The organism is Pseudomonas sp. CMR5c (genome assembly GCF_003850545.1).
Classification (GTDB): Bacteria; Pseudomonadota; Gammaproteobacteria; order Pseudomonadales; family Pseudomonadaceae; genus Aquipseudomonas; species Aquipseudomonas piscis.
In genome coordinates, this window is record NZ_CP027705.1 from 5,180,770 (window position 1) to 5,196,700 (window position 15,931).

Sequence of the window (15,931 nt, forward strand, 5' to 3'; positions counted from 1 at the left end):
AACCACGGTGGATGCCGGATCACGGCTATCGCGGACATGAAAACGGCCATCCGAGGATGGCCGCCGGGACTGCTCTCGAGCATGCCGTGTCAGGCCTTGTCGATCGTCTTCTTCACCGCGTCCTTGGCCTTGCCAAGAGCCTGCTGGGCTTCGCCTTTCTTTTCCTGGATCTTGCCCTCGGCCTGCAACTTGGTGTTGTCGGTCGCCTTGCCAACACCTTGCTTGACGTTGCCGACGGCTTCGTTGACCAGGCCTTTTGCCTTATCCGCTGTGCTACCCATGGTATTTCTCCGTGAGACGATGGTGGTTCGAACAAAAAGGAAAATGCGTTGCTACCCTGGGTTGACCTGCGGCCGTTGCGCAGAGTTTCAATTATTTTGCTCCAGCCTTCGATCGCCGATCCGCAGTTGCGCTTTATGTTTGCCGGGCAACCCTGGAGAATGCGCGGCCGTTCAGGCCAAGCCCTGAAGATCCCATTTGCGTAGGAAGCTTATGAAATTCGATAAAAAGCAGGCCATCGCCCGTAGAAACCAGGAACTGGGCCGCGCGGTGCTGGACGTCGACAATTGCCAGTTCGCGGAACTCAACCGCAACCGCAATATCTGGTGGTTCGACATCCTGCTCGCCCGCCTGGCGGTCGGCCAGCAAGAATGGCTGCACCTGCTGCTGTACACCCCGAGCACCGACCAGTTGATCCACCTGAAGGTGCCGACCAGCTTCCTGCGCAAGAAACGCGAAGGCCTGGAAGTGCGTAACGAAGGCAAGCGCAAGGCGGCCCTGAGCCTGGAGCTGAGCGCCGACAAGGACTCCTTCCTCAAGGATGTACGCCCTGCCGGTACCGGCGTGGGTTTCGCCCAGTTCCAGCAGTAATTGGCCGGCATGAAAAAGCCCCGCACTGGCGGGGCTTTTTCATGGGCGCTACGGCTTACTTCTTCACGCCGAGCTTCTTCAGTTCTTCGTCACGCAGCTCGCGGCGCAGGATCTTGCCGACGTTGGTGGTCGGCAGGGCATCGCGGAACTCCACGGCCTTGGGCACCTTGTAGCCGGTGACGTTGGCGCGCATGTGGGTCATCACCTGTTCCTTGGTCAGGGTTACCCCCGGCTTGGCGACGATGAAGATCTTGATGGTCTCGCCGGACTTCTCGTCCGGCACGCCGATCGCCGCACATTGCAGGACGCCCGGCAACGAGGCCAGCACATCTTCCAGTTCGTTGGGATACACGTTGAAACCCGAGACCAGGATCATGTCCTTCTTGCGGTCGACGATACGGATATAGCCGTCGGGCTGGATCAGGGCGATGTCACCGGTCTTCAGCCAGCCTTCGCTGTTGAGGACTTCGTCGGTGGCGTCCTGGCGCTGCCAGTAGCCCTTCATCACTTGCGGACCCTTCACGCACAGCTCGCCGACTTCCCCCAGGGGCAGTTCCTCGCCAGCATCGTTGACCACGCGGCACAGGGTCGACGGCACCGGGATGCCGATGGTGCCGATCTGGATGTTCTGGATCGGGTTGACCGTGGCCACCGGGCTGGTTTCGGTCATCCCGTAGCCTTCGCAGATCGGGCAGTTGGTCACCGACTTCCAGCGCTCGGCCGCGGCCAATTGCAGGGCCATGCCGCCGGACAGGGTGACCTTCAGCGCGGAGAAGTCCAGCTTGCGGAACGCCTCGCTGTTGCAAAGGGCGACGAACAAGGTGTTGAGGCCGACGAAACCGCTGAACTTCCACTTCGACAGTTCCTTGACCATCGCCGGCAGGTCGCGCGGGTTGGTGATCAGGATGTTGTGGTTGCCCATCAGCATGATGGCCATGCAATGGAAGGTGAACGCATAGATGTGGTACAGCGGCAGCGGCGTGATGAGGATCTCGCAACCTTCGTTGAGGTTCGAGCCCATCAGGGCCTTGCATTGCAGCATGTTGGCCACCAGGTTGCGGTGGGTCAGCATCGCGCCCTTGGCCACGCCGGTGGTACCACCGGTGTACTGCAACACCGCCACGTCGGAACTGGCCGGGCTGGCCTCGCGAACCGGCTGGCCCTGGCCCTTGCGCAGCACGTCATTGAACTTGATGGCCTGGGGCAGGTGGTAGGCCGGCACCATCTTCTTCACGTACTTGACGACGCTGTTGATCACCAGGCGCTTGAGCGGCGGCAGCAGGTCGGCCACCTCGGTGATGATCACGTGCTTGACCCCGGTCTTGGGCACCACGCTCTCTGCCAGGTGGGCCATGTTGGCCAGGCAGACCAGGGCCTTGGCCCCGGAGTCGTTGAACTGGTGTTCCATTTCCCGTGCGGTGTACAGCGGGTTGGTATTGACCACCACCAGGCCGGCGCGAATCGCACCGAATACCGCGATCGGGTACTGCAGCAGGTTGGGCAGTTGCAAGGCGATTCGATCGCCAGGCTGCAAATCGGTATGCTGTTGCAGGTACGCGGCAAAAGCCCCGGACAGCTCGTACAGCTCACCGTAGGTGATTGTCTTGCCGAGGTTGCTAAAGGCCGGTTTGTCAGCGAAACGTTGGCAGGACTGCTTCAACACCGCCTGAATATTCGGATACTCGTCTGGATTGATATCGGCAGCAATCCCAGCTGGGTACTTATCCTTCCAAAAGTCTTCGATCATGGAAGCCCACTCCTCAGCAACGCGAATTCATCACCGCATTCGATGCGATTTTTATTGGGTGTGTGTTTTTATTGGTGTCTTTTTTGTGGTGAGTCTGGCTTTTTACTAGGCCGAGAAGTCACAAAGCGCGCCGAGAGTAGCAGCTTTGGAAAAGGCCGCCTAGAGCCAAAGAAGGCCTGATTAGTCATTAACGTGACTCAAGACCATTCAATGGTCATTTTTAGAGTAAAAATTCTACATCCGCCGATTCCGCTCTGGCCCGCGGCTTTGCGCCCGGCCAAGGCAGCGCGGGCAAGCCGTTGCACCAACCGGCTTGCCCGCGCAGGGTCGAACGGACGGGATTCAGGCGATATCACGCAGCTCGCGGCGCAGGATCTTGCCCACCGGGGTCATCGGCAGCGACTCGCGCAGGACGATGTGCTTGGGCACCTTGTAGCCGGTGAAATTCTCCTTGCAGTAGGCCTTGAGTTCTTCGAGGCTGACCCCTGTTTCCCGGGGCACGACGAATAGCTTCACGGCCTCGCCGGAGCGTTCGTCCGGCACCCCGATCACCGCGCAGTTGGCCACCTTCGGATGGGCCATGACCACATCTTCGATTTCGTTCGGGTACACGTTGAAACCCGAGACGATGATCATGTCCTTCTTGCGGTCGACGATACGCACGAAACCGTCCGGATCGATCACCGCGATATCCCCGGAACGGAACCAGCCCTCGGCATCCAGCACCTCGGCCGTGGCCTCGGGCTTCTGCCAGTAGCCCTTCATGATCTGCGGCCCCTTGATGCACAACTCGCCACGCTCGCCCAGCGGCAACTCGACGCCCTGGTCATCGATGACCTTGACCAGGGTGCCCGGTACCGGCAGGCCGACGGTGCCCAGCCGTGAACTGTCGCCATAGGGGTTGGTGCAGGCCACCGGCGACGTCTCGGTCAAGCCATAGCCTTCGGTGATGCGGCAACCAGTGAGTTTCTGCCAGCGCTCGGCCGTGGCCTTGACCAGCGCCGTGCCGCCGGAGTTGGTCAGCTTGAGGTTGGAGAAATCCAGGTTCTTGAATTCCGGGTGGTCCATCAGCGCCACGAACAGCGTGTTGAGGCCCAGGAATGCCGAGAACCGCCAGTTCTTCAACTCCTTGATGAAGCCACCGATATCCCGCGGATTGGTGATCAGCACGTTGTGGTTGCCGGTGACCATCATGCACATGCAGTTCGCGGTGAAGGCATAGATGTGGTACAGCGGCAGCGGCGCCACCATCACCTCCTGGCCCTCACGCCACTGGGTGTTGCCATCGGGGCCGTGCTGGCCAAGACAGGCACGGGCTTGCTGCATGTTGGCCACCAGGTTGCCGTGGGTCAGCATCGCGCCCTTGGCCAGGCCGGTGGTGCCGCCGGTGTATTGCAGCACGGCGATATCGTCGAGCCCTATCGCCAGCGGCTTGATGCCCTGGCCACGCCCCAGGCGCAGGGCGCTCTTGAAGGAGATGGCCTGGGGCAGGTGGTAGGCCGGCACCATCTTCTTGACCTTGTCCACCACCATGTTGACCAGCCAGCCCTTGGCGGTGGGCATCAGGTCGCCCATGCGGGCCTCGATCAAGTACTGCAGATCGGTGTCGCCCAGCACTTCCTGGACCTTCTGCCCGAACATGTTCAGGTACACCAGGGCCCGGGCCCCGGAGTCCTTGAACTGATGGCGCATCTCGCGCGCGGTGTACAGCGGGTTGGTATTGACCACCACCAGGCCGGCGCGCAGGGCACCGAACACGGCGATCGGGTATTGCAGGACGTTGGGCATCTGCACCGCGATGCGATCCCCGGGAGCCAGGTCGGTCTGGCTCTGCAAGTAGGCGGCGAACGCCGCGCTGTAGCGCTCCAGCTCGGCGTAGGTCAGGGTCACTCCCATGTTGCTGAAGGCCGGGCGGTCGGCAAATTTCTTGCAGGAACGCTCAAACACCTCGATCACCGACTTGTAGGCCCCCTGGTCGATGTCGTTGGGGACGCCGGCGGGGCGCTTATCATTCCAGAAATCAGGTTGCATTATTCTTGTCCTCTTATTTTGCCTGAACGATCCTGGCCGCCTCTGCAACGCTGCCAGGGCGGGGCTCTTCGGACGTTAGCAGCTATGGCGATTCAGGCAAATATGGGCAAGTGTGTCATTAATTGTGTGAATCTTGCTTCCAACAGGCGCCCGAATCGGACGCGCCGGCAACGATGGGCTATATAGTGCAGCGTCTTCGAGCAAAGGAATCGCCATGACCCACGACATGTTCTGGTTGACCACGAGTGACCACCACCGGCTGTTCGTCAACCAGTGGATGCCCGCCAGCCCGCCCAAGGCGATTGTCCTGCTGTCCCATGGCATGGCCGAGCACAGTGGTCGCTATGCCCGCCTGGCCCAGGCCCTGTGCGACGCGGGTTATGGCGTCTGTGCCCCGGACCAGCGTGGCCATGGGCGTACCGCCGAGCATGGGGTGCTTGGCCACTACGCGGATCACGGCGGCTGGAGCAAGGTGGTGGGCGACCTGGCCAGCCTCAACCAGCATATCGGCCAGCAGTACCCCGGCACGCCCATCGTGTTGCTGGGGCACAGCATGGGCAGCTACATCGCCCAGGCTTACCTGCAGCACCACAGCGCCAGCCTGCATGGGGCGATCCTCAGCGGCTCGAATTTCCAGCCGGTGGCCCTGTACCGCGCCGCCAGCCTCATCGCCCGTTTCGAGCGCTGGCGCCAAGGCCGACAGGGCCGCAGTGCCCTGATCGAATGGCTGTCCTTCGGCTCGTTCAACAAAGCCTTCAAGCCCAACCGCACGGCCTTCGACTGGCTCAGCCGCGACCCGGCGGAAGTCGACAAGTACGTCAGCGACCCTCTATGCGGCTATCGCTGCACCAACCAGCTGTGGATCGACCTGCTCGGCGGACTGCAGCAGATCAGCAAGATCCCCAACCTGGCACAGATCGACCCGGGCCTGCCGCTGCTGGTCATGGGCGGCGAATGTGATCCGGTGAGCGATGGCAAGCGTCTCAAGGATCTGGCCGGCGCCTTGCGCGAGGCCGGGAGCCAGTGCCTGCAACTGAATATCTACCCGCAGGCGCGCCATGAACTGTTCAACGAGAGCAATCGTGACCAAGTGACCCAGGACGTACTGGCCTGGCTGGAACAGGCACTGCAACACCGCAGGCCGGCGCGATCGGAGTAAGCCGGGCCAGTACGCTCATTTATCTGCCAGAGGATTTGCACAACATGACCCAGGTTACCAACACCCCATACGACGCCCTGGAAGTCGGCCAGACCGCCCAGTACAGCAAGACCGTCGAGGAGCGTGATATCCAGCTGTTCGCCGCCATGTCCGGCGACCACAACCCGGTGCACCTGGACCCCGAGTTCGCCGCCGACACCATGTTCAAGGAGCGCATCGCCCACGGCATGTTCAGTGGCGCGTTGATCAGTGCGGCAGTGGCTTGCGAGCTGCCCGGCCCGGGCACCATCTACATCGGTCAGCAGATGAGCTTCCAGAAGCCTGTGAAGATCGGCGACACCCTGACCGTGCGCCTGGAAATCCTGGAAAAACTACCCAAGTTCCGCGTGCGCATCGCCACCCGCGTGTTCAACCAACGTGATGAGCTGGTGGTCGACGGCGAAGCCGAGATCCTCGCGCCGCGCAAGCAACAGACCGTGACCCTGCCAACCCTGCCAGCCATCACCATCGGCTGACCCCGGACCGATAGCCGGCCCCGCTACTTGCTCCCCTCTTCGACCTGGACGCTGGCGGTCATGCCGGCGCTCAGGTTGATGCCTTGCGGCACCTTGTCGAGCTGGATCCGCACCGGAATCCGCTGGGCCAGGCGCACCCAGTTGAAGGTCGGCTCCACCTCGGCCAGCAACTGCCCATCGGGCGTGGCATTGCGGTCGGTGATGCCGCGGCTGATGCTCTGTACATGGCCCTGCAAGGCATCGCCTGCACTCATCAACCAGACCTTGACCGGATCCCCGACCTTGATCCGCGGCAGCTTGGTTTCCTCGAAATAGGCCTGGACATAAAAGGTCGAATCATCCACCAAGGCCATCACCGACTGCCCCGCGTTGACGTAGTTGCCTTCGGCCAGGCGCAGGTTGGTGATGTGCCCATCCCGTGGCGCGCGAACCTGGCTGCGAGCCAGGTTCAGTTCAGCGACTTTGGCCTCGGCCTGGGCCTGGCGCAGTTCGCCGCGGGCAATCCCGGCGTTGATCTGGGCATTTTCCCGCAGCTCGGCACTGATGGCCTGGGGCCCCAGGGCCGCACGCCGACTGGCCTCGTGCTCACGCAGGCTGAGCTGCTGCTGGCGGGTCTGTACCACGGCCTGGGCCTTTTCCAGGGCTGCCTCGAAACGATCGCGATCGATGCTCAACAACAGCTCGCCGGCCTTGACCTGCTGGTTGTCCGCCACCTTGAGCTCGCGCACCCAGCCGGAAACATCGGGGGCGACGATCACCACGTCGGCGCGGATTCGCGCATCGCGGGTCCAGGGGGTGAGCATGTAGTACTGCCACAGGTGGTAACCGGCGAAGACCGCCAACGCCACCAGGCACAGGGTAAACAAGACACGTACCGGTGTACGCATGGACAACTCCTTATAAAGGTCCGAGGGCGAACGTCACCGCCGCCAGCACACAGACATACAACGCACAATCGAACAACGCTTCGTGCCAGATCCAGCGCCCCAGCCCGCAGACCCGCAGTAACAGGCGCAGCGCACCGGTGAGCGCCAGCGCCAGCACCACGTAGGTCAGGAACGGACTGAGCAGCACCCCACCCAGCGACCACTCACGCAGCCCCATGACTTTCCTCCTGCTGCCGGCACCAACTGCGCCAGCTGTTTTGCAATTGCAGCACCGCGCCCTTGGCCAGCTTCAGTGCGTCACTGGGTGGCTGCTGCTCCAGGGCTGCGAGCAAGGCGGCGCTGGGCTCCACCAGGGCGTCCTGGCGGCTACCCGCCGGGCCTTGCTCCAGGGTTCGCTGTAGGTCTTCGAAATACCTGTGCTGGGCGACGCTCGCCGGCACCTGGGCCACCGCCAGGCTCAAGCGCAAGTGCATCAACTCATCGCCGATATCCAGGCCCAGCAGGCCATCGTCCCAGCGACTGCGGGCCGGCTCGGGCAACTCCGGGTAGTGCCTGGCCAACTGCAACAGGCGATCGGCCATACGCCCGCCAAACCAGCTTTCGGCCCCCCGCAGGTTGCGCCGGGTCAGGCGCACCAGGTCACTCAGGGTCGCCGCCAGCAGGCGCCGGCCATGCCAGGCCGGATTTCGCAGGATCAACAGATGAAAGGCCAGCACTGCCGCCCCCACCCCCAGCACCATGGCCTGGGCGTTGTTGATGAAGCTGGCCACGTCGAAGCTCATGCGGTTCATCGGCGAGATCAACACGATGAAATGCAGGCAGAACGAAGTGGCGGTGGCGCCGATCTGCGGCTTGGCCATGCCCAGGGCGCCAAAGAACAGCGGCACGCCCATGGCCATGGCCAACATCGGGAAACCACTCCACTGGGGCAACAGGATCTGCCCGACGAAAAAGGCCGCAGGCACCGCCAGGAAGATTCCGCGCATGAAGCTCATGCCGATCTGCGCGCCGTTCTCGCGACTGGCGAACAAGCCGCAAACCACACAGGTCAGCAGCATTGCCCCGGAGGCTGCAGGCCAGGCGGTGGCTAGCCAGAAACTGGCCACCGTGAGGAAGGCCAGGGCACTGCGAGCGCCGAAGACCAGGGCCAACGACAGGTCTCGGTGGGGCGTCAGCTTCGCCGGTTGCTCCACCGCTCCCCGCCCCTGCTGTACCGCATCCAGGGCCTGGTTCGCGGCCAGGGCGGTGTCGAGCAACAGGGCGAAACGCGCCAGGCAAAAGCCCTGGGCCGGGCTCAGGTGTGGATCATGGGAAGCATCCAGCAGGCGCGGGCGCAACGCCTGCAAATCGGCTTTGTCCGCCGTGGCCAGTGCCTGCTGCAACTGATCCATCCATGGCTGCAACTGCCGGGACTCATCGGCATCCAGCTGCTTCCACTGGCGCCGTACCGAACGCGAGATACGCAACAGCTTCAGCAGCTTCTGGCTCAGGCCGCTGATGGCCCGGGCCCGCAGGCGCCCCGAAGGCCCTTCGAACCAGGCGTGCTCGCGCTGGGAATCCACGGCGACGATACGCCCGAGGATCTCCAGCAAGCCCTTGCGCGCCAGGGCATCACCGGCCAGGGTCGAGCGGGCGGCCTGCATCCCGCTCTGCCAGGCGGCACGGGCCTGTTCCGCCAACTGGCGCTCGACCCGCAGCGGCCAGATCAGGGCGCTGCTGGCGGTGGCACAGATGATCCCCAGGGAGATTTCCGTACAGCGCGCCACCGCCTGGTCGAAGATGCTCAACGGGTGGTTGATGGCCGGCAAGGCGATGATCGCCACGGTGTAGCCGGCCAGCACGAAGGAATAGGACCAGGCGCTGCGCAACAAGGTGGAACTGGCGGTGCACAGCCCCAGCCACAGCGCCAGGGCCAGCAGGAACAACCAGGGAGTCTGGGCGAACAGGCCCATGAACAACACCGACATGATGGTGCCGACCAAGGTTCCCAACAGCCGCGCCAGGCCCTTCTGCAAGACCATGCCGGACAGCGGCTGGGCGACGATGAACGCGGTCATCAGGGCCCAGGAGGGCTGCTCCAAGCCCCAGCGCAGCGCCAACCACAGCGCCAGCCCGCCACCCAGCAGGGTCTTGATCGCGAACTGCAGCGCGGGGAGGCTCGGGGCAAGCAGGGCCTGCAAGGTAATGGGCACGGACAAGGACTCTTGGAGGTACGAATTAAACATAGCCGGGAACGCCCAGGACGGGCGCGAGGCAATTATTAGCAAGCTAACTAAAACCCGTCCAGCGCTAAATCCAAGACACAAAAAAACGCCAGACTGGCTGGCGTTTTTGACAGGTTTTAGCCTTAAGAACGGGCGCGAGCCTGGTTCCGCAGGGCCTTGACCTGGTCATGGTTGCGTTGCGCACCGTGGTACTGACGCTCCACCACGTCACGAATGCCCACCAGGTTGTGCTTGGAGATTTTCTCCAGGGCTTCCTTGTAGGCTTTCAGGGCATGGTCTTCACCCCGCTCGGCCTCGTTGAGCACGGCTTCCTCGTCCTTGCCGGTCACCATGGACTTGAGATCGACCCAACGCCGGTGCAAGTCGCCGCTGACGCTGGTGGAGGTCTCCGGATCGCCGCCCATGGAACGCACCACGGACTGCAACTCGGCCGCAGCGGCGGCGCAGTCAGTGGAACGCTTGATGAACAGGGCCTTGAGCTCCGGATGCTTGATGTCCTCGGCACAGGTCTTGAAGCCCTCCTGGCCATCCTTGCTGGTCTCGATCAGGCTGTTGAGTACCGAAATCGCTTCTTTGTTCAAGTCAGTCATTTTCAGGTTCCTTGCAGGTTACGAGAATGGGATCGACCGTGGCCGACCTTCCTGCCATTTACCATTGCAGCGCCCATGCCAGACTTTAAAAGAAAATATTTTTCTTTAAATTCAATTAGTTAGATTAAATTTAAAAATCTGTATCCGCGTTATTTGCATGATCTGTCATTTGGCCTGCATGCAGAATGCCTGTATTTTCCAAGACTCTCGTAGCACACCACGGTGGCCGCCATGACCCCTGAAACACTTGAACTGCTGGTCACCCGGGAAATGCCCTTCGGCAAGTACAAGGGACGCATCCTCGCCGACCTGCCCGGCCCCTATCTCAACTGGTTCGCCCGCGAAGGCTTTCCCAAGGGCGAACTCGGCGGCCTGCTGGCGCTGATGCAGGAAATCGACCACAACGGCCTGTCCGATCTGCTCGATCCGCTACGTGCCAAACACGGCAAGCCCAAACCCCGCCATTGATCGCTGCCCCTTCCCTGAACCTCAATCACCGATAAAGAGCCCAGCATGCCAAGGACTGTCACTACGCTGGCCCGCGACGAAGAGCATTGGCGGGGCATTGCCCGGCAATTCGACCTCGAGTCCGGACCGATCAACCTCGAGAACGGCTATTTCGGGCGCATGACCCGCAAGGTGGCCGAGGACTACCAACGCAATATCCTCTGGGTCAACAGCAGCAATTCGGTGCATGTGCGCCAGCGCTTCGAGCAGGTCGAAGCCTTGCAGATCCGCCACCAGCTGGCGCACTTGCTGGAAGTCCCGGATAACGCCGTGGCCCTGACCCGCTGTGCCTCCGACGCCTTGCAATCACTGATCCGCAACTACAATCGCCTGCAACCCGGGGACCAGGTGCTGCTCAGCGACCTGGAGTACGACACGGTGAAAAGCGCCATCCGCTGGCTGGCTCGCCACCGTGGCGTGGAGGTGATAGAAATCCAGCATCAGCACCCTGCCAGTTTTGACAGCCTTGTAGCGACCTACAAGGATGCATTCGAGCGTTATCCGCGCCTGAAGTTGATACCCCTGACCCACGTAACCCACCGCAGCGGCCTGGTGATGCCGGTCCAGGCCATCGCTGCCCTGGCCAAGGAATACCAGGTCGATATCATCCTCGACGGCGCCCATGCCCTGGGCCAGATCGATTTCGACCTGCAGCAACTGGGCATCGCCTTCGCCGGTTTCAACCTGCACAAGTGGATCGGCGCGCCATTGAGCCTGGGCTTTCTCTACATCGATCCCGAGCGCCTGGACGCCATCGACCCCGACATGGACGAATTCCACTTTCCAGTGGACGACATCCGCGCCCGCACGCCCTACAGCACACCCAACATTCCAGCCTTGATGACCTTGCCGCTGGTGTTCGAGGAACACCGGGCCATAGGCGGTGCGGCAGCCAAGGGTGCGCGCCTGAACTACTTGCGCGAAACCTGGACCGAAGCCGTGCGCCAACTGCCGGGCATCGAGGTGATGACGCCAGCGGACCCGCGCCTGTGCTGCGCCATCAGCGCCCTGCGCTTCACTGGCCACCAGGACCAGCAAGTCCTGGTGGACCGGCTGCTGCGCGACTACGACCTGTTCACGGTGATCCGCAAGGGCGCAGGCTTCGGGCCCTGTATCCGCATCACCCCGGGCCTGGTGACGCCGCTGGAGCATATCCAGCGCCTGGTCGTCGCCCTCGAGGAGCTGGCCACCAGCTGAGGACTTCCGGAGCCGCTGCCGCAGGGCCGCCACCAGCCCTTTGCGCCAGCGGTTCCGGGGAGTTCAGGCCGGCACTTTTTCCGGGCAAAAAAAAGGTGCGCCGACCAAGCGCACCATAAAGCCGTAGAACACACCAACGAATAGGATTGAAGCTTCAGTCCAGCAGGGCCAGGGCCTGTGCCGTGCACTCCTGGATACGGGCCCAGTCGCCGTCCTTGATCCACTGCGGATCGAGCATCCAGCTACCGCCCACGCACATCACGTTCTTCAACGCCATGTAGCTCTTGATATTGGCCGGGCCGACACCGCCAGTAGGGCAGAACTTGACCTCGCCGAACGGACCGCCCAGGGCCTTGATCGCCGCCACGCCGCCGCTGACCTCAGCCGGGAACAGCTTGAAGCGGCGATAACCCAGGGCATAACCCTCCATGATCCCGGAGGCGTTGCTGATTCCCGGCAACAGCGGGATCGGGCTGGCGACGCTGGCTTGCAGCAGCTCGCGGGTGATGCCCGGGGTGACGATGAACTGCGAACCCGCGGCCTCCGCCGCCGCCAGCATCTGCGGGTCGAGCACGGTGCCGGCACCAGTCACCAGTTCCGGCCGCTGCTCACGCAGGATCTGGATGGCCTTGAGGCCGAACTGCGAACGCAGGGTGACTTCCAGGGCCGTCAGGCCACCCGCGGCCAGGGCATCGGCCAGGGGCAGCACGTCCTGCTCACGGGCGATGGTGATCACCGGCAGGATCCGCGCCTTGGCGCAGAGGCTGTCGAGCAGGGCTACTTTGTCCGCCATGGAAACGGTCGGAGGGAGGTTTGTCATCGCGGCTGATCCTTGGCTCATGGGCACCAGTAAATCTCTAACGGGGTTTGCAGGAAGGCGCGAATCGGCATGTCGGCGACCACGTCGCCAGCCAGTGCGGCACCCAGGGTGGTCAGCTTGGACTGACCGGAAATCGACAGCAGGCTGCTACGGGCCGACGCCAGCAGGGCCCGGCTCATGCTCAGGCGCTGACGGGGCACAGTGGGCGCCAGCATCGGCCAGCACCGCCGGCTGCCAGCGGGCTCGAGCGCCTCGGCCAGGTTCGGGCTGCCGGGGAACAACGAGGCCGTATGCCCGTCATCGCCCATGCCCAGCACCAGCACGTCGATCCCGGGCAACTGCGCCAGAGCCTCGTCGGCTTGCTGGGCGGCTTCTTCCAGGCTGGCCGCGGCGCTATAGAGGCCAAGGAAACGCGCCTTGGCCACCGGTCCCACCAGCAAGTGCTGCTTGAGCAAGCCGGCGTTGCTATCGGCATGCTCCACCGGAACCCAGCGCTCGTCGGCCAGGCTGATCAGCACCTTGGACCAATCCAGCTCCTGCTTGACCAGGGCCTGGAAGAACGCCACAGGGCTGCGGCCACCGGAAACCACCAGGCTCGCCTGGCCCCGCGCGGCAATGGCCTCGCGCAGTTGTTCGGCGACCTTCAAGGCCAGGCCCGCAGCCAGCAGGGTCGAGCTGCGAAATTCGTGGGCGCGCACGCCCGCCGGCAATTGCAAATCAGATATCGCCATACCATGACCTCCCATCCCGCGTGATCAGTGCAATGGAACTCATCGGCCCCCAGGACCCGGCCGCATAGGGCTTGGGCGCATCGCCGGACTTCTTCCAGCCGGCGATCAACTGGTCGCACCACTTCCACGCGGCTTCGATTTCATCTTTGCGCACAAACAGGTTCTGGTTGCCGCGCATCACTTCCAGCAACAACCGCTCGTAAGCGTCGGGAATCCGCGCGCTGCGATAGGTATCGGAAAAATTCAGCTGCAACGGGCCGCTGCGTAATTGCATGCCCTTGTCCAGGCCCTGCTCCTTGGTCATCACCCGCAACGAGATGCCTTCGTCCGGTTGCAGGCGGATGATCAGTTTGTTGCTGATCTGCAGGCGCTGCTCGGGGGCGAAGATGTAGTGCGAGGGTTCCTTGAAGTGGATGACGATCTGCGACAGTTTCTGCGGCATGCGCTTGCCGGTGCGCAGGTAGAACGGCACCCCGGCCCAACGCCAGTTGCGAATATCGACACGCAGCGCGACGAAGGTCTCGGTATCGCTCTGGGTGTTGGAGTTTTCTTCCTCCAGGTAACCAGGTACCGATTGGCCTTCGCTGTGGCCGGCGATGTACTGGCCACGCACCACCTGGGTGGTCAGGCCTTCGGGACTGATGGGCGCCAGGGCCTTGAGCACCTTGACCTTCTCATCGCGGATGCTGTCGGCCGAGAGGTCGGCCGGCGGATCCATGGCGATCAGGCAGAGCAATTGCAGCAGGTGGTTCTGGATCATGTCCCGCAACTGGCCGGCCTTGTCGAAATAGCCCCAGCGGCCTTCGATGCCGACCTTCTCCGCCACGGTGATTTCCACGTGGGAGATGTAGTTCTGGTTCCACTGGGTTTCGAACAGGCTGTTGGCGAAACGCAGGGCAATCAGGTTCTGTACCGTTTCCTTGCCCAGGTAGTGGTCGATCCGGTAGATGCGGTTCTCCGGGAAGAACTGCGCCACGGCATCGTTGACCTTGCGTGAGGAATCCAGGTCCGAGCCGATGGGTTTTTCCAGGACCACCCGGGTCTGCTGGTTGAGTCCGACCCGCGACAGGTTCTCGCAGATTGCCCCGTACACCGCCGCCGGGGTGGCGAAGTAGGCGATCAGGCGCTGCTCGCTGCCAACCCGCTCGGCCAGGGCCACATAGTCCTCGGCCTTGAGGAAATCCACATGCAGGTAGCTCAGGCGGGCCAGGAACCCCTTCAACACGGCGGCGTCGATGTCATGGGCGCCGACGTACTTGTGCAACTCAGCCTCGATATTGGCCAGGTGCTCCTGCTCGCTGCCCGGCTCGCGGGCCAGGGCCAGGATCCGTGTGTCCTCATGCAAGAGGCCGGCGGCATCGAGCTGGTACAAGGCAGGAAACAGCTTACGCAGCGCCAGATCGCCCAGCGCGCCGAACAAGGCAAAGGTGCAGGGTTCAACCGTTATCGAAGGCATGATGTTTGTTCTTTTATCAAGTTAAGCTACAAATACCTTTTTTCAAGGTATCACTCAAGGGAAAATGTAGTAATAAATACAACATTCTCACAAAATATCGATTCCAGGTGGTCCTCACTCCGGGCCACCAGTACGATAGGCCACCTTTCAACTTCGCATTGCAGGCGCGGCGAGCCCGGCACGCAGCGTAATCCCGGGACCCCGGCGGCACCACGATCGCCAACGCCCTTCCCGGATTGACCGCCTCCCGGCTTCCCCGTTTCACCTGTCTAGCCGATCTAGGAAACCTGAATGGACCGAGTGCGAAATCTACTGGAGCAGATCCAGAACCGCCTTGAAGAATTGAACAAGGCGGAACGCAAAGTCGCCGAAGTCATCCTGCTCAACCCGCAGCAGGCCACCCGCTTCAGCATCGCCGCCCTGGCCCAGGCCGCATCGGTCAGCGAACCGACGGTCAACCGCTTCTGCCGTTCGTTCGGCGTCAGCGGCTACCCCGAACTCAAGCTGCAACTGGCCCAGAGCCTGGCCAGCGGCGCGGCGTACGTCAGCCGTGCGGTGGAAGCCGACGATGACCCGGCAGCCTACACCCAGAAGATCTTCGCCAGCGCCATCGCCTCGCTGGACAGCGCCTGCCAGCAGATCGACCCGCAGCAGGTCAGCCGCGCCGTGGACATGATGATCCAGGCCCGACAGATCCACTTCTTCGGCCTCGGCGCCTCGGCTCCGGTGGCCATGGACGCCCAGCACAAGTTCTTCCGCTTCAACCTGGCGGTGTCGGCCCACCCCGACGTACTGATGCAGCGCATGCTCGCCTCGGTGGCGCACACCGGCGACCTGTTCGTGATCATCTCCTACACCGGCCGCACCCGCGAATTGGTGGAGGTCGCGCGCCAGGCTCGGGAGAACGGCGCCTCGGTGCTGGGCATCACCGCCGCCGGCTCGCCGCTGGCCAAGGCATGCAGCCTGAGCGTGCACCTGCCACTGCCGGAAGACACCGATATCTACATGCCCATGACCTCGCGGATCATCCAGCTCACGGTGCTCGATGTCCTGGCCACCGGCATGACCCTGCGTCGTGGCGTGGACTTCCAGCCGCACCTGCGCAAGATCAAGGAAAGCCTCAACGCCAGCCGCTACCCGGCAGGCGACGAGCTCGACTGAAACCACAGGCTCCCGCAACCCGCGGGAGCCTCTTT

General features: G+C 62.7%; 16 protein-coding genes. 6 read left to right on the plus strand and 10 right to left on the minus strand.

The features are described from left to right. Positions 1-89: 89 nt before the first annotated feature. The gene (locus tag C4K40_RS23760) at positions 90-281 is read right to left on the minus strand and encodes a CsbD family protein (RefSeq protein ID WP_022640420.1); all 192 of its coding nucleotides are present in this window, start codon (positions 279-281) and stop codon (positions 90-92) included. A 211-nt stretch (positions 282-492) separates the two neighbouring features. Here C4K40_RS23760 and C4K40_RS23765 point away from each other — a divergent pair, with 211 nt between their 5' ends. Then, positions 493-870, plus strand: a complete 378-nt coding sequence (locus C4K40_RS23765) for a hypothetical protein (protein WP_053137205.1) — start codon at positions 493-495, stop codon at positions 868-870. A gap of 55 nt (positions 871-925) precedes the next feature. Here C4K40_RS23765 and fadD1 read toward each other — a convergent pair whose 3' ends face one another. Both fadD1 and fadD2 read right to left on the minus strand, forming a co-directional pair. Next, complete coding sequence (fadD1, locus tag C4K40_RS23770) at positions 926-2,617, minus strand: long-chain-fatty-acid--CoA ligase FadD1 (protein WP_022640422.1); 1,692 nt, start codon at positions 2,615-2,617, stop codon at positions 926-928. Positions 2,618-2,959: 342 nt separating this feature from the next. Continuing rightward, positions 2,960-4,648 carry a long-chain-fatty-acid--CoA ligase FadD2 gene (fadD2, locus tag C4K40_RS23775; RefSeq protein WP_053137208.1) on the minus strand — a complete coding sequence of 563 codons (1,689 nt, stop codon included), beginning with the start codon at positions 4,646-4,648 and terminating at the stop codon, positions 2,960-2,962. A gap of 214 nt (positions 4,649-4,862) precedes the next feature. On the opposite strand from fadD2, the gene C4K40_RS23780 reads away from it, so the two are divergent. Then, positions 4,863-5,807, plus strand: a complete 945-nt coding sequence (locus tag C4K40_RS23780) for an alpha/beta hydrolase (protein WP_022640424.1) — start codon at positions 4,863-4,865, stop codon at positions 5,805-5,807. A gap of 44 nt (positions 5,808-5,851) precedes the next feature. Beyond that, positions 5,852-6,322, plus strand: a complete 471-nt coding sequence (locus tag C4K40_RS23785) for a MaoC family dehydratase (RefSeq protein ID WP_053137211.1) — start codon at positions 5,852-5,854, stop codon at positions 6,320-6,322. A gap of 23 nt (positions 6,323-6,345) precedes the next feature. Here C4K40_RS23785 and C4K40_RS23790 read toward each other — a convergent pair whose 3' ends face one another. The 4 genes from C4K40_RS23790 to C4K40_RS23805 all read right to left on the minus strand — a co-directional run bounded on the left by C4K40_RS23790 (position 6,346) and on the right by C4K40_RS23805 (position 10,024). After that, complete coding sequence (locus tag C4K40_RS23790; protein WP_022640426.1) at positions 6,346-7,209, minus strand: HlyD family secretion protein; 864 nt, start codon at positions 7,207-7,209, stop codon at positions 6,346-6,348. A 10-nt stretch (positions 7,210-7,219) separates the two neighbouring features. Continuing rightward, positions 7,220-7,426: a DUF1656 domain-containing protein gene (locus C4K40_RS23795; RefSeq protein WP_022640427.1), complete on the minus strand. Its 207-nt coding sequence runs from the start codon at positions 7,424-7,426 to the stop codon at positions 7,220-7,222. Next, the gene (locus tag C4K40_RS23800; RefSeq protein ID WP_053137214.1) at positions 7,413-9,401 is read right to left on the minus strand and encodes an FUSC family protein; all 1,989 of its coding nucleotides are present in this window, start codon (positions 9,399-9,401) and stop codon (positions 7,413-7,415) included. The genes C4K40_RS23795 and C4K40_RS23800 overlap by 14 nt, the downstream gene beginning before the upstream one ends. Positions 9,402-9,556: 155 nt before the next feature. Then, positions 9,557-10,024 (minus strand): PA2169 family four-helix-bundle protein, encoded by a 468-nt coding sequence (locus C4K40_RS23805; protein WP_022640429.1) that lies wholly within the window; start codon positions 10,022-10,024, stop codon positions 9,557-9,559. A gap of 231 nt (positions 10,025-10,255) precedes the next feature. Here C4K40_RS23805 and C4K40_RS23810 point away from each other — a divergent pair, with 231 nt between their 5' ends. Beyond that, the gene (locus C4K40_RS23810) at positions 10,256-10,492 is read left to right on the plus strand and encodes a DUF3820 family protein (RefSeq protein WP_015636734.1); all 237 of its coding nucleotides are present in this window, start codon (positions 10,256-10,258) and stop codon (positions 10,490-10,492) included. Positions 10,493-10,537: 45 nt separating this feature from the next. Beyond that, positions 10,538-11,728: an aminotransferase class V-fold PLP-dependent enzyme gene (locus C4K40_RS23815; protein WP_053137217.1), complete on the plus strand. Its 1,191-nt coding sequence runs from the start codon at positions 10,538-10,540 to the stop codon at positions 11,726-11,728. Between the two features lie 154 nt (positions 11,729-11,882). On the opposite strand, the gene C4K40_RS23820 is transcribed toward C4K40_RS23815, so the two are convergent. The 3 genes from C4K40_RS23820 to zwf are packed head-to-tail and all read right to left on the minus strand — an operon-like array spanning position 11,883 to position 14,735. Beyond that, positions 11,883-12,548 (minus strand): bifunctional 4-hydroxy-2-oxoglutarate aldolase/2-dehydro-3-deoxy-phosphogluconate aldolase, encoded by a 666-nt coding sequence (locus C4K40_RS23820; RefSeq protein WP_022640431.1) that lies wholly within the window; start codon positions 12,546-12,548, stop codon positions 11,883-11,885. Between the two features lie 17 nt (positions 12,549-12,565). Beyond that, positions 12,566-13,279: a 6-phosphogluconolactonase gene (gene pgl / locus C4K40_RS23825; protein ID WP_031320362.1), complete on the minus strand. Its 714-nt coding sequence runs from the start codon at positions 13,277-13,279 to the stop codon at positions 12,566-12,568. Continuing rightward, the gene (zwf, locus tag C4K40_RS23830; protein ID WP_022640433.1) at positions 13,266-14,735 is read right to left on the minus strand and encodes a glucose-6-phosphate dehydrogenase; all 1,470 of its coding nucleotides are present in this window, start codon (positions 14,733-14,735) and stop codon (positions 13,266-13,268) included. Before zwf ends, pgl begins: the two co-directional genes overlap by 14 nt. A gap of 300 nt (positions 14,736-15,035) precedes the next feature. On the opposite strand from zwf, the gene hexR reads away from it, so the two are divergent. Continuing rightward, entirely contained in the window at positions 15,036-15,896 is an 861-nt protein-coding gene (hexR, locus tag C4K40_RS23835; protein WP_172681684.1) for a DNA-binding transcriptional regulator HexR, read from the plus strand. Positions 15,897-15,931 lie beyond the last annotated feature (35 nt).

Coding starts and splice junctions, on each gene's coding strand:
- C4K40_RS23815 (WP_053137217.1), top strand. CDS start 10,538: ATGCCAAGGACTGTCACTACGCTGGCCCGCGACGAAGAGCATTGGCGG.
- fadD2 (WP_053137208.1), bottom strand. CDS start 4,648: ATGCAACCTGATTTCTGGAATGATAAGCGCCCCGCCGGCGTCCCCAAC.
- C4K40_RS23795 (WP_022640427.1), bottom strand. CDS start 7,426: ATGGGGCTGCGTGAGTGGTCGCTGGGTGGGGTGCTGCTCAGTCCGTTC.
- C4K40_RS23820 (WP_022640431.1), bottom strand. CDS start 12,548: ATGACAAACCTCCCTCCGACCGTTTCCATGGCGGACAAAGTAGCCCTG.
- zwf (WP_022640433.1), bottom strand. CDS start 14,735: ATGCCTTCGATAACGGTTGAACCCTGCACCTTTGCCTTGTTCGGCGCG.
- C4K40_RS23805 (WP_022640429.1), bottom strand. CDS start 10,024: ATGACTGACTTGAACAAAGAAGCGATTTCGGTACTCAACAGCCTGATC.
- C4K40_RS23760 (WP_022640420.1), bottom strand. CDS start 281: ATGGGTAGCACAGCGGATAAGGCAAAAGGCCTGGTCAACGAAGCCGTC.
- C4K40_RS23785 (WP_053137211.1), top strand. CDS start 5,852: ATGACCCAGGTTACCAACACCCCATACGACGCCCTGGAAGTCGGCCAG.
- C4K40_RS23810 (WP_015636734.1), top strand. CDS start 10,256: ATGACCCCTGAAACACTTGAACTGCTGGTCACCCGGGAAATGCCCTTC.
- pgl (WP_031320362.1), bottom strand. CDS start 13,279: ATGGCGATATCTGATTTGCAATTGCCGGCGGGCGTGCGCGCCCACGAA.
- C4K40_RS23790 (WP_022640426.1), bottom strand. CDS start 7,209: ATGCGTACACCGGTACGTGTCTTGTTTACCCTGTGCCTGGTGGCGTTG.
- fadD1 (WP_022640422.1), bottom strand. CDS start 2,617: ATGATCGAAGACTTTTGGAAGGATAAGTACCCAGCTGGGATTGCTGCC.
- C4K40_RS23765 (WP_053137205.1), top strand. CDS start 493: ATGAAATTCGATAAAAAGCAGGCCATCGCCCGTAGAAACCAGGAACTG.
- C4K40_RS23780 (WP_022640424.1), top strand. CDS start 4,863: ATGACCCACGACATGTTCTGGTTGACCACGAGTGACCACCACCGGCTG.